The 12195-nt window shown below is 40.3% G+C and carries 12 protein-coding genes and 1 tRNA gene; 5 read left to right on the top strand and 8 right to left on the bottom strand.

Annotation, left to right across the window (positions count from 1 at the left end; genetic code table 11):
* Positions 1–13: 13 nt before the first annotated feature.
* The gene (locus VL121_RS12985; RefSeq protein ID WP_325405940.1) at positions 14–475 is read left to right on the top strand and encodes a hypothetical protein; all 462 of its coding nucleotides are present in this window, start codon (positions 14–16) and stop codon (positions 473–475) included.
* Between the two features lie 182 nt (positions 476–657).
* On the opposite strand, the gene VL121_RS12980 is transcribed toward VL121_RS12985, so the two are convergent.
* From VL121_RS12980 to VL121_RS12965, 4 genes are all read right to left on the bottom strand, one after another.
* A complete protein-coding gene (locus VL121_RS12980; protein WP_325405938.1) occupies positions 658–1608 on the bottom strand; it encodes a DNRLRE domain-containing protein in 951 nt (316 codons plus the stop codon).
* Between the two features lie 157 nt (positions 1609–1765).
* Complete coding sequence (locus VL121_RS12975) at positions 1766–2533, bottom strand: class I SAM-dependent methyltransferase (RefSeq protein WP_325405936.1); 768 nt, start codon at positions 2531–2533, stop codon at positions 1766–1768.
* 44 nt (positions 2534–2577) lie between these two features.
* Positions 2578–3705, bottom strand: a complete 1128-nt coding sequence (locus VL121_RS12970; protein ID WP_325405934.1) for a glycosyltransferase family 4 protein — start codon at positions 3703–3705, stop codon at positions 2578–2580.
* 18 nt (positions 3706–3723) lie between these two features.
* Positions 3724–6210 carry a YfhO family protein gene (locus VL121_RS12965; protein WP_325405932.1) on the bottom strand — a complete coding sequence of 829 codons (2487 nt, stop codon included), beginning with the start codon at positions 6208–6210 and terminating at the stop codon, positions 3724–3726.
* 126 nt (positions 6211–6336) lie between these two features.
* On the opposite strand from VL121_RS12965, the gene VL121_RS12960 reads away from it, so the two are divergent.
* Entirely contained in the window at positions 6337–7110 is a 774-nt protein-coding gene (locus tag VL121_RS12960) for a queuosine precursor transporter (RefSeq protein ID WP_325405930.1), read from the top strand.
* 158 nt (positions 7111–7268) lie between these two features.
* Entirely contained in the window at positions 7269–7748 is a 480-nt protein-coding gene (locus VL121_RS12955) for an NUDIX domain-containing protein (protein WP_325405928.1), read from the top strand.
* Here VL121_RS12955 and VL121_RS12950 read toward each other — a convergent pair whose 3' ends face one another.
* The 3 genes from VL121_RS12950 to VL121_RS12940 all read right to left on the bottom strand — a co-directional run bounded on the left by VL121_RS12950 (position 7749) and on the right by VL121_RS12940 (position 10612).
* The gene (locus VL121_RS12950; RefSeq protein WP_325405926.1) at positions 7749–8687 is read right to left on the bottom strand and encodes a magnesium transporter CorA family protein; all 939 of its coding nucleotides are present in this window, start codon (positions 8685–8687) and stop codon (positions 7749–7751) included.
* 158 nt (positions 8688–8845) lie between these two features.
* Positions 8846–9640 carry a diaminopimelate epimerase gene (gene dapF, locus VL121_RS12945; protein WP_325405924.1) on the bottom strand — a complete coding sequence of 265 codons (795 nt, stop codon included), beginning with the start codon at positions 9638–9640 and terminating at the stop codon, positions 8846–8848.
* 96 nt (positions 9641–9736) lie between these two features.
* Complete coding sequence (locus tag VL121_RS12940; RefSeq protein WP_325405922.1) at positions 9737–10612, bottom strand: nucleoside phosphorylase; 876 nt, start codon at positions 10610–10612, stop codon at positions 9737–9739.
* 64 nt (positions 10613–10676) lie between these two features.
* Here VL121_RS12940 and VL121_RS12935 point away from each other — a divergent pair.
* Positions 10677–10750: transfer RNA gene (locus VL121_RS12935), tRNA-Cys, on the top strand.
* 118 nt (positions 10751–10868) lie between these two features.
* Here VL121_RS12935 and VL121_RS12930 read toward each other — a convergent pair.
* Positions 10869–11114 carry a hypothetical protein gene (locus VL121_RS12930; RefSeq protein ID WP_325405920.1) on the bottom strand — a complete coding sequence of 82 codons (246 nt, stop codon included), beginning with the start codon at positions 11112–11114 and terminating at the stop codon, positions 10869–10871.
* 298 nt (positions 11115–11412) lie between these two features.
* Between VL121_RS12930 and VL121_RS12925 the strand changes: the two genes are divergently transcribed.
* Positions 11413–12153 (top strand): acyl-CoA desaturase, encoded by a 741-nt coding sequence (locus VL121_RS12925; RefSeq protein ID WP_325405918.1) that lies wholly within the window; start codon positions 11413–11415, stop codon positions 12151–12153.
* The last annotated feature ends 42 nt before the right edge of the window (positions 12154–12195 follow it).

Below are 12195 nucleotides of genomic sequence, written 5' to 3'. Positions count from 1 at the left end.
CTAAACTTATAAAATGAATAAAGCCAAATTTTTAATTGTAACCTCCCTGGTATTAATAGCTTTAGTTTATTCTTGTACAAAAGATAATCTACCGGAGGAAAATCCTTTAACAAAATTAGAAATACTTGTGCGTCAGCCCTGGCAGGTTGATGAAGTAATGAGCAATGTTGGATGCAAAAACCTGCATTTTGTTCGTGGCGAAATAAATAATACAGGTGTAGATTATAGCAATTTCAGGCTCACCTTTAAAGTTGATGGTACCGGAACTTACACTAATGAAACAGGAGTTACTTATACTACTACATGGGAGTTTACATCTGCAGATCAGCACAATATGAAGCTTCTTGTAAACAGCAGTACACCTCAGATTTTTATCTGGAATATGGTAGAAATATCGAAAACTTCTTTTCAAAGTATAACGGCGCTTGACAAACTCAGTATTTTGCAATCTACCCGTTATGTACCTGTACCTTAATAAGTTTTTTAGATAATTAGAGAAAGAAGCAAAATCGTAATAATCATAGCTTCTTGTTTTCAGAAGCATAGGATGCTGTTAAGAAAAAGGCAGTTTCAATTATGATAACTGCCTTTTTATTTATTTTTTTGGATAAAGCTAAAATGGGAAAAGGTTAATTAGCAGTTCAATATTTTAATAAATCAATTTTTGTAGGTTACTATAAGTTTGGGATGTTTCTCCGCCGTTGTATAAAAGCTTGAACAAAACACCCTGGAATTATATACGACTTCATTTTGTAAACGTATTATAAATCCATTATTGATATTTGTTCCTGTCATATCTTTTATTAATTCTGTAACATCAATATCAATTAAATCAAGAAAAGCTGCTGAGGTGTGCGGAATAATGACCTGGTGCGAAGTTGTTGAAGCAGGCTGATCGTTCCACGTAACAGTACCCGCTGTCCATGATGTTGTTATGCGTTGTATAAGCATTGCATTATTACTACCGGAATTTGCTCTCAGGTCATCGGGATGATGTCCGTTGATCGGTGTTGGGTTAGAATATAATGATAGCTTCGCACTTGTAATAGTTGCAGTGGAGGGGATGCTGCTTAAATCAAATTTAAAAGCTGCCCTCATTCCAATAGTACTGCCATCTGTCCAGGAAACTGCACCAATTTCAGGTTGTCCGGGCCCCGATCCGTTTAAGGATGAATTTCCCCAAATATGTACCTCATCAGGATTATTAGAGGGTTGTTGTATGAGGGTAAGAAACACGGGGCCTTTTACAGTTAAAGAAACAGTATCAACACCCGTTGCCCCGTCATTATCTATCACCATTAGCTGATAAGTATAAATTCCCGTAATGAGCTTCCTCACTTCAGTTGAAGCGGCTCCTTCGTTTACTATTTCCGAAGCATTGGGCCCCGATATCTGGCTCCATAAATAAGCTACTACATTTCCGTCTGCATCTGCACCTGTTCCTGTGAGGGTTGCTGATCCTTCACTCTCCTGTAATTCAATAATCCGACTTTCTCCTGCTTCAGCTATGGGAATTTTGTTATTTATGATCTCCTCTTTTGTGCAATTGGTGAAGAGCAGTAGTATGCTTAATGAGAGGATAATTAAGGAAGAGGTTCTTACATTCATAGTTAGGTGTTTAATTTTAATAATATCACAAATAAAAGAAAATTAATTGAAATAAAAATTTAATATAATGTTTATTCGATTAATTATACCTTTCAATGGATTTGAAAGCATCTTAGATTGGTACAACCTAAGAGTTGAATAAAATAAGAAATGATTATTATTTCCGCTTCCCCGCAATCACCAATATAGCCGTTGATTTAAAAGGAAACCGGGTTGTATCATTTTTGAAGAAATGCTTTACTATGAAGCGCTTCAGCTTTCCTTCTTTTAAAACATCCATAGGTGCGGTAATATAGCTGCTGTGCAGCACTTCAAACCCGTTGCGTTCTAACAGCCGCGTAATTCTTCCTTTAGTATAAATGCGGGCATTGGCCCAGCGTTCGTGTAAAAAGCGGGGCAGCCACGAAAAAAAAGGCACCCTGTTCCACGGTAACAGGGGCAGCCTGGCGCCATGCGTTTCAAATATCCACCATTTGTTGGGAACAGAAATTGCTATCAGCCCATCATCTTTTAATAATTCCCGGTAAATAGATACGCTGTTTTCATCATGCAAATGTTCTATTACTTCAAAACTGGTAATGCGGTTGAACTGCTGCTGCAATGGCGAAATATCCTTTTCAATATCCACGCACTGAAACCGGCAATTGCTGATATTGTTCTTTTCGAGATAGTCATTAATATCCTGCTCGTAATCATTTACAATATCAATCCCTACGCATGATTTCATTTTTTGCGACAGCAGGAACATAGACGCGCCGTTGCCACAGCCTATATCCAGATGTGTGTATTGCTTCCCGGTAAACCCGGGATACTGATCTATCAGGCTAATACGGCGGCTAACGATCTTGTCCGTTATATCTGCCGGCCGGCCGAGATAATGCTTCCCGGTAAATAATTCGTCCGGAACCCTTTCTTTATATTGCATGAAACAATCCTTTGGAATATCAAAAGTAAACATTGCGTCATTGATCAGGGCATTGAAAGTAGATGCTGATACGCTTTTTGTACGATATTTCCCCAGTAAAAATGTTCGTAAAAATCGGTTGAAATATCTTCTTTCAGCAATGCTACAGACTGCTGAATGGCTTCAAAAAGTGCTGCGCTGTCTCCATCGGGCACAACAATCAGCTTCCCCCCGGTTATTTCAGCAGGAACGCCAAAGGCACCACTGGCAAAGGATACCGCCGAACTATTGCCAGCCAGGGCTTCTACCAATTTTGTTTTTATACCTCCTCCTTCACTGATGGGGTTCATAAAAATATCCGCGGCTTTAAAATAAGTGTCAATATCTTTTACAAAACCACCATAAATGATATTTTTATTTTTGTAAAACTCAAGATTGTTGTACCGCTCCGGGAGATGATTGCCACAGACTAATATCGTATACGCGATACCGTTTTGCTGCAGCAGGGGATTGATTTCATCTATAATAATATCCAAGCCCTTTACATTGGGTTGATAGTATAGCGTGCCGGTGTAAAACAGCAACAGGTTTGCCGGATTGATATGATGTGTATTGCAAACACTGGTTCGGGCATTCATTTTTTCCTGTGGGGTGGGAGGGGTATTAAAGTTAGTACCGTACGTAATTACAGTACACTTATCGTTCTTTAATTTAAAATGCGCAATGGCATAATCCATGTCTTCACGGGTGATAAAGAAATTCATGTCTGCCTGCCGGTGAACCGCCTTCTCATATAACCATAGCAAACGCCACCACCATTTACCAAAGCTTTTAAATCGTAAGGCTTCAATATTGTGCGAGTGTATAACCAGTTTTATACCCAGCGCTTTTTGCAAGGCAATACCCAGCCACCCGTAATAAGGATGTTCTAAAATAATATGCGTTATTTCTTTTTGGAGGATGATCTTTTTTACAACAAAAAAATAAAAGGGATTGATATAGCGAATGATGCTGTTCGATAATAAAGGAAGTATATCATACCCGGCAGCAGGAGGCACTTCTGCTTTTTTTACAGTAACGCAGCTCAGGTTCACCAGCTTTGCCAGGTGGTTATTAAATGTGCTGATACTCTTTTCTCCACCCATTAAGGCGGGCAGAAAACGATAAGAAACAATACTTAATACATTGGTCATTAATGATGAAGCTATAGTTTATGCGGTGAATCTTTTCCTGTTTTTCCACAAAGAAAATATGCCTCCCGCCAGGGCAAGGAAGAAAAGGGTATTACCAAAATAGATAAGCTTCTGTCCATTTGAATAAGAGGCAGGCTCAAACTTAAACACAATTTCGTGTTTACCTGCTGGTACCTGCATACCTCTTAAAACATAATTCACTTTCGCGTAATCCGTTTTTTTGCCATCTACATAGGCATTCCATCCCGCCGGGTAATATATTTCACTGAACACGGCAAACTGGTTAGTGGCAGATTGTGTGGCATATTTTATTTCATCGTTATCATAGCTCGCTAATTGTATGGTAGCTAATGAATCGGGCGTGGGGTCATTGCCAGCCAGCAATTTTAAGCTGTTATCAACAATCACCGTATCCTTTGGTCCAAACTGGTCCAGCGCCTTTATTTCTTCCACCGGGCCGTTTACATATTTAATATGCTTAATGAACCATGCTGCTCCCAGTGCTTCATCATTTTTATGTACTGCAGCCGCCCGTTGCTGCTGTTGGGGAGGAACAATAAGATAACGTGTATCCAGCATATTCAGCACATCCATGTTCAATGATTCTTTCGACAACTGCGTTTCAATGAGATCCTGGTATATACGCAGCTTGGCAGCGTGGTAGCCACCAATGGAGCGGTGGAAATAGGCGGTGATCGCATCGCTGAACCTGTCGCCTGATAAATGATATACCCTGTAATGCGGGTCTTTGTCCTGCAGAATCTGCGTATCGGCTGCTGTTGGGGTAAAGTTTTCTGACTGGTAACTGTCTGCATCCATATAATGATCAGCATTCAGGTATTTGCTGTCAACTACCAGCAGGTCAATCATATTGATGACACTAAAAATAATAACTGCTACTAATGGTTTAATAATATTCTTCAGGTATAAATACAATAGCCCTATTACCAGTCCGGCAAACAACAGGGCGCGAAAAATGCCACTGCTGAACATACTCTTTCTTTCCGCTTTTAAAGCATTCACTATAATACGGGCTATTTCCGTATTGCCATCCTGCGGGTTGGTATAAGCCTGCATAATACGCGCATCGAAAGCGCTGCTGAAGTCGTTAAAGAAATAAATGATTAAGGTAATGCCAAATAAAGCCCCGAGTACATATAAAACAGATTTAAGGGATTTTTGTAATTGTTGCTTGCCATCGGGCGTAAAAAATATGTGCTGCAAACCCCAAACAGCCAGCAACGGTAGTAGCATTTGGGGAATAACGAGCGCCATATTGGGCGACCGGAACTTGTTATACAATGGAAAGTATTCTAATAAAAATGAATTAAACGCTGAAAAATTCCTTCCCCAGGCCATAAAAATGGCAAAAACAGCAGCAGCAAGTACCCACCATTTAATAGGATTTTTTATTAAAACAAGTCCTATAATGGCGAGAAAGCAGATAATGGCTCCAAAATAAATAGTACCGGCAGTACCTTCTTCTATTCCGCCCCAGTAACGCGGAAGGGAGTAGGCAAGTTGAACCGCGTTATTCTCTGGTATATTCTTTTCGGTAAGCGCTGTTACCAGTTTGGAGTTCTCATCAAAATGGTCTGAAGAGCTGCTGCCAAATATATCGGGTATAAAAAAGGTGAGTATTTCGCTTTTACCTATGCTGTAGCTGAAAGCATAATCTTTGTCTAATCCTTTTGTATCCACTTTTTTTATTTCCGGTCCCGATGTTTCAATGTTTTTACCTCCGCGCATAGTGTATTTTGCATATTCCGCTGTGGTAAGTAAGCTCATGGCCGAATTGGCAAGCGCGGCGCACCCGGCAACAGCAGCCAAACCAAGCGATATAGCCAGGTGTTTCCAGTCTTTGGCTTTAATCCATTGTACAATATAACCAAGGGTGATAATACCCGCTGTAATAAAAAAGTAATAGCTGATCTGGGGGTGATTAAACGCTATTTCCCAGGTGGCGAATATAGTCGTAACGGCAAGCCCGAAGAGGTATCTTTTTTGATAGATGAGCAATAACCCCGCCAGCACGCCCGGCATATAGGCTATCGCCCACATTTTACTTTCATGCCCTACTGCTATCAAGATAGGATTGTAACTGGCATATGCAAAAGCAAGGCTGCCCATAATACCCAAAACCGGTTTTATATTAGCAACGCAGCACAGGATATAAAAACACAAACAAGCAAGAAAAAAGAAATTGATAGGCTTGGGTAGTCCTAAGGTAAGCAGGGTATGAAAGTCAGGCAAAAAAGAATGGGCTTCCATAGCCACCTGGTAATTGGGCATTCCGCTGAACAGATGCGTATTCCATAAAGGGAAATGTCCATGCTCCTTTTTATACTCAAAAGAATTGTGCGACATACCTTCCCAGTGTACAATATCACTTTGCTGTAATACCTTCCCTTCTAATGCAGGCCTGCAGTATATGACCGACACCACTAAAAAAATACCAATGGCTACCAGGTGAGGTACAAGCGCCTTAAAATTAATTTTTTTCACTTTCAGATATTTTAAAACTGATGATAATCAGGGCTGCCAAAACAAAACTTCCTGCAAAAAGAATTTCAAATTTAAGGCGGCAAATTAATGTTATTTTTAATCTTCCCTTTAATTTTAACGCATAATATGATACAGCAGATACTCAAAGACCGGCCAACCAAACTATTTATCGGGTTCGCGGCTTTTTTTGTTGCTAATGCGCTGATAGCGGAATGTATAGGCGGTAAAATTTTTTCATTGGAAAAGCTATTCGGTTTCAACCCCGTTAATCTTACGCTTTTCGGACAGAGCGGGTTATCGTTTAGTCTTACCTGCGGTGTGCTGTTATGGCCTTTGGAGTTTGTTATGACGGATATTGTGAATGAGTTTTATGGACCCAAAGCGGTAAAAAGGATCAGCTATACGGCGGTTGCATTAATATCCTACGCATTTATTATGTTTTATGCCAGTATTCATATTCCGTATGCCGACTGGTGGCCCGCATCTAAGGCAAGCCAGGGTATTCCGGATATGCAGGTAGCCTTTAACGGTATATTCGGACAGGGCATGTGGATTATTATGGGAAGCCTGGTAGCTTTTTTGGTAAGCCAGGTAGTAGATGTAGCTGTGTTCCAGCGGATCAAAAAAGCAACGGGCGAAAAGAAAGTATGGCTGAGGGCCACAGGCTCAACGCTGGTATCGCAACTGATTGACAGTTTTATAGTGTTAACCATTGCTTTTAAACTGGGTAGTAACTGGACATGGGCACAGGTGATAGCCGTTGGCTGTGTAAATTATATGTATAAATTTACTATAGCCATTTTGCTTACACCGCTCATTTATTTTGCTGAGGCCAGGATAGAAAAATATGTAGGTAAGGAAACAGCCATGCGAATGAAGAAGACGGCGATGGAGAGGTAATGTGAAAAACTGCCAGCCGGCAGAGTGGTGTGGAAATGTGGATCAGCAAAACCCATGAGGTATGCGGCAAGGGAATGGCAGGGTGGGAAAGCCTCACAGGTTTTAAGCAAATCCTTTCAAATCTCAAATCTCAAATCTTAAATCTCAAATTGTTTCTAATGTTCAATCTCAGGGTTTACGGTATGTTTATAAATAAAGAGAAACAGGTTTTGGTAAGTGATGAATTTATCCGGGGCAGCTATTATACCAAGTTTCCGGGCGGCGGACTCGAATTTGGCGAGGGTACAAGGGAATGCCTGAAGCGGGAGTTTATGGAAGAAATGAATCTTAAAATAAAAGTGACCGGCCATATTTACACAACCGATTTTTTCCAGATGTCGGCATTTAGTCCTGATCAGCAAATTATTTCCATCTATTATTTTGTTGAGCCATTGGCAGATATTACTGTTCCCCTCCGGTCCAAACCTTTTGATTTTGACGAGCGGCAATTGCATGTATATAAACAAACCGGCGAAACGGAAACCTTTCGCTTTATTGACTGGAGTGACTTTTCTGAGGAAAGCGTAACGCTGCCTATAGATAAGGTAGTGGCGGCGATGGTGAAAAGTGGTAAGAAGTACGTGATAAGTGGTGAGTAGTTAGAACCATTTTTTTCTCATAAAATAAGCGCCCATAATAATAGAAACAGAGAGCGCTAATATAATGGGAACATAAAATGCGTGGGGCTGATGCTGGTAGGGGATGGGTACATTCATGCCGTAAATACTGGCTATCAGTACGGGGAATTGTAAAATAATAGTAATAGAAGTGAGCCGTTTCAATACGGAGTTTTGATTGTTGGAAATGATGCTTGCAAAAGCGTCTAAAGTAGCACTGAGAATATTGGTATAAATATTTGCCATTTCAAGCGCCTGGGAGGTGTCAACTACCAAATCATCCAGCTCTTCTTTCTCCTCATCATTGAGGCCAAGAAAATTTGTTCTGGCTAATTTCATCAGCAGCATTTCGTTGGAGCGTAACGCTGTAACAAAATATACTAAGCTTTTTTGTATGCGCATCAAATCCAGGAGCTCTTCATTTCTGCTGGAAGCATATAACTGCTGTTCCAGTATATTCCTCCTATGGTTAATTTCCTTAAGGTATTCCATATAGGTTTGCGTGATCTTCTCAAAGATCTTCACCACCATCATGTTTTTTTTGCCGGCATGCCTGTTCTGAAACGTATTCAGAAATTTTTTAATAGCTCCGTTCTCAAAAGAATTTACGGTTACAATCTGGTTATGGGTAAGAATAATGCAAATAGGTATAGTAATATAAAAGGAATCGCTTTCATTGAAAGAGTTATTTTCCGTTGGCGTTTTGATAACGATCAGCTTCACCTTGTCTTCCAGCTCAAATCTTGAGCGCTCATCAATATCTAAGGAGTCCTGTAAAAATTCAATTGGTATTTCAAGTGTTTCCGATACTTCAGCAAATTCTTCATGCTTCAGGGGTGGCAAAATATTTACCCAGGTTTCATTATCCGCTTTTTCTATCGCGGTGGTTACCCCGTTGATATTTTTGAAGTATTGAATCATTGCGGCGCAAAGGTAGGGGTATTACAATTTTAGATTTACAATTTCGGCGGAGTAGAAACCTGCCAAGTCTTTCGGCTCAAATATGGTTCGTACCAGGAAAGCCACTCAACCCCCATGATTCATTTATCATCCGGAAACGCCGCCTCATTCCACATTCCTCATATTTCCACATTCATTTCTATTTCTCCTTTAAATACAAATTCGGCAGGCCCGCAAAGCCAGATATTGCTGTAGCGCTTTTCTTCCGACAGGTTAAATTCCACGCTCAGTTTCCCTCCTTTGGTTTCCACAGCAATTTCATTAAAACCGTTTTCATGGTGTGCCGAAACCAGGGCGGCGGCCGTTACGCCGGTACCGCAACTTAATGTTTCGTTCTCAACTCCCCGTTCGTACGTACGCACAAAAATACTATCATCATCTAATGCCTCCACAAAATTTACATTAATGCCTTCTGCTGCAAATCCATCACTATACCTTATTTTTCTGCCTTCTTCCTTTACGTTTATTTTCTGCAGATTTTGTACAAATTTCACATAATGCGGTGAGCCGGTATTTAGAATGAAGTGGTCCTTTAAATCCGTTGCTTCCTGAACATCCTTCATCTTTAAGCGAACAATTCCCTGAAGGTCTATTTCAGCCTCATGCAAACCGTCAATAGCGATAAAACGATAGGTGGTCTTTTTGATACCGGAATCAGACGCGAATTTTACCAGGCATCGCCCGCCATTTCCACACATGCTGCCTTCTTTTCCATCGGCATTGTAATAAACCATTTCAAAGTCATAATCGTTGTGCTTATTGAGTAACATCAGCCCGTCAGCGCCTATACCAAACCTCCTGTTGCATAAAAAGCTTACCTGGGCTGTAGTAAGAAAAGAATAAGCATTGTCGCGGTTGTCTAATATAATAAAATCGTTTCCCGTTCCCTGGTATTTATAAAAATGTATATGCATCTCCTGCTTTTATTATGCAAAGTTATTGGTTGACCGTGTTAAATAACTAAATAAGTTAAATGTACTCCTTGTTATAGAGCCAGTACCTTTTACCACTTACATGCGCGAAATAGTGTCAAGTGTTTTTTGAATGAGCCGGTCAACAGTGCCATTGGCGTCTTTACTGAACTGTTTACTGACACGGTTGGCTACAATGGCGCTAAGGCTTAGACAATGATGCCCCAAAAGTTTCCCCATACCATAAATGCCTGCTGTTTCCATTTCAAAATTGCATATCCGGTGTGTACCAAAGCTAAACGCAGACAATCGGTCTATAAAAGCCGGGTTACTTAACCCCAGTCGCAGAATTCTTCCCTGCGGGCCGTAAAACCCGGGGCAGGTTACGGTAATACCCTGGTGAAAGCCTTCAACGAAATGCTTGATGAGGCCCACACTGGCACTGTTAATATAAGGCAACGCCGTATTATTATGCAACTGGATCTGTGTAATAAAAGACTGGATCAGTTGATTTTCTTCATCGTTGTTTTCATTGCGGTAAAAATGCAGTAAATTATCTGTTCCCACACCGTGTGTGCTGGCAACATAATGATCAACGGGTATATCTTCCTGTAAAGACCCGGCAGTGCCTACCCGTATAACCTGTAAAGTGGTAAGTGCTGATTTTACTGTTCTGGCAGCAAGATCAATATTAACCAGGGCATCCAGTTCATTCATTACAATATCAATATTGTCTGTTCCAATACCTGTTGATATCACAGAAAGCCGTGTATTGCCTATGCGTCCGGTATGGGTAACAAACTCGCGGTGCTGACACTGGCATTCTATCTCGTCAAAATATTTGCTTACTTCTTTTACCCTGCCGGGATCGCCCACCGTTATAATAATACCGGCTAACTCTTCGGGCAGCAAATTTAAATGGTAAATAGCCCCCCGCTTATTGAGTATTAATTCAGATTCGGCAATATATTGCATGCGTAAGATGGTTGTTGTTCATAAAAATATCCTATTTTCGCAACCCGGAAAAAAAGATAAAAAGGGTCCTGTGGCCGAGTGGCTAGGCAGAGCTCTGCAAAAGCTCGTACAGCGGTTCGAATCCGCTCGGGACCTCCAATGAAATTGGCCTCAGCAATGAGGCCTTTTTTTATATTGATTCCCAATCTGCTGTAAAAAATAGCAGGGATGGAAATTCGGCTTATGTGTATGTTAGCGCAAGAATGATCTGCTAGAACTAAAAGCTGGGATATAGTTTATGGATGCGGTCAATCCATTCCTGGATCCCGGCATTTGTTATGTCGCTGGTACTGAAATTGGCGAGGCTGAAGCGAATGGTACGGTTTTTAGGATTGGATATAAAAATAAAATTGCCCCCGGCATAAATAGTGTACGTTTCTAAACCGGGTGGAGAAGGCAGCTTTTTAAAATTGATGGTATTGGTCAATGCTTCAAAATCTGTCAATACACTAATATTATTCATGATGCAAAAATAAGTGAAAAAATCAGAAGCGGAAGAGGCATTCATTACATTTTTGCTTTATTCACTTAATAATTCATAGTACACGTTGTGCATTTCTTAACATAATTATACCTACCTTTAAAAGGGTTAATACAGTTAATCGGTTAATACAGTTAATCGTTTTCCCGCCTGCTCAGGAACCCGTTTTTCTTCGGGCATGTTTCCCAAAAAATAATTCCTGTATTTCTTCAAGCTGCTTTCTGTTTGGGAACAAATGCAATTTTATGACTATACTTATTTTTTTGTATCACTGTGGTACATGTCCTTGTTTACACAAACATTTTTTCAGCATCGCTATGCCGCGCATGCCGCGTTTAAAATGAGTGAATTCTGGGAAAGGTTTTTTTTCATTTTCACTTATTTGATGCAGGGATCTTCTTATTCATGTCCCCGTTCCTATGCCGTAATGCACCGGATGCACCATGCTTATACCGATACCGGAAAGGATCCGCACTCGCCAAAATTTTCATCCAATATTTTTTCAATGATGTGGCGAACCCGGAATATTTATGTTGGAATACTAAAGGGAATATTGCCTGTAGAACCAGGGTTCACCAAAAACCTTCCAAAATGGAATGGTTTTGATATATGGGCCAACTCTACAACTTCAAAAATTGCATGGATATTGCTTTACATTAGCTTCTTTATCATTTTTGCATCCTCAGCATGGTGGTTTTTATTACTTCCCGTAGTAATTACCATGTGCGCTTTTCATGGCGCCATTATTAATTGGTTCGCCCATAAATACGGATATATAAACTTCAGGCTAAAAAACACTTCACACAATTTATTTTCGGTTGATATTTTAATGTTGGGAGAGTTGTATCATAACAACCATTACAAAAACCCATCTGCTATTAATTTTGGAAAGCGCCGGCATGAAGTGGATCCCATTTACCCGGTTATACTTTTTTTTAAATGGCTGGGTATTATACGCATCAATAAAACATTGGCAGTATCACAGCAGGGGTACAAAGCAGCGCTATGTGAACAAAATTAGCCGGGCAAAGACCGCAGCATTTGTTTTATTATTTACATTTGA

The sequence above is a fragment of the Agriterribacter sp. genome, assembly GCF_035497235.1.
Lineage (GTDB): Bacteria > Bacteroidota > Bacteroidia > Chitinophagales > Chitinophagaceae > Agriterribacter.
The sequence above is the reverse complement of the archived record's forward strand: the minus strand, read 5'-3'. Positions and strand labels throughout refer to the sequence as shown.

Coding starts and splice junctions, on each gene's coding strand:
- VL121_RS12980 (WP_325405938.1), bottom strand. CDS start 1,608: ATGAATGTAAGAACCTCTTCCTTAATTATCCTCTCATTAAGCATACTA.
- VL121_RS12955 (WP_325405928.1), top strand. CDS start 7,269: ATGTTCAATCTCAGGGTTTACGGTATGTTTATAAATAAAGAGAAACAG.
- VL121_RS12975 (WP_325405936.1), bottom strand. CDS start 2,533: ATGCAATATAAAGAAAGGGTTCCGGACGAATTATTTACCGGGAAGCAT.
- VL121_RS12940 (WP_325405922.1), bottom strand. CDS start 10,612: ATGCAATATATTGCCGAATCTGAATTAATACTCAATAAGCGGGGGGCT.
- VL121_RS12960 (WP_325405930.1), top strand. CDS start 6,337: ATGATACAGCAGATACTCAAAGACCGGCCAACCAAACTATTTATCGGG.
- VL121_RS12950 (WP_325405926.1), bottom strand. CDS start 8,687: ATGATTCAATACTTCAAAAATATCAACGGGGTAACCACCGCGATAGAA.
- VL121_RS12970 (WP_325405934.1), bottom strand. CDS start 3,705: ATGACCAATGTATTAAGTATTGTTTCTTATCGTTTTCTGCCCGCCTTA.
- VL121_RS12985 (WP_325405940.1), top strand. CDS start 14: ATGAATAAAGCCAAATTTTTAATTGTAACCTCCCTGGTATTAATAGCT.
- dapF (WP_325405924.1), bottom strand. CDS start 9,640: ATGCATATACATTTTTATAAATACCAGGGAACGGGAAACGATTTTATT.
- VL121_RS12925 (WP_325405918.1), top strand. CDS start 11,413: ATGTCCTTGTTTACACAAACATTTTTTCAGCATCGCTATGCCGCGCAT.
- VL121_RS12930 (WP_325405920.1), bottom strand. CDS start 11,114: ATGAATAATATTAGTGTATTGACAGATTTTGAAGCATTGACCAATACC.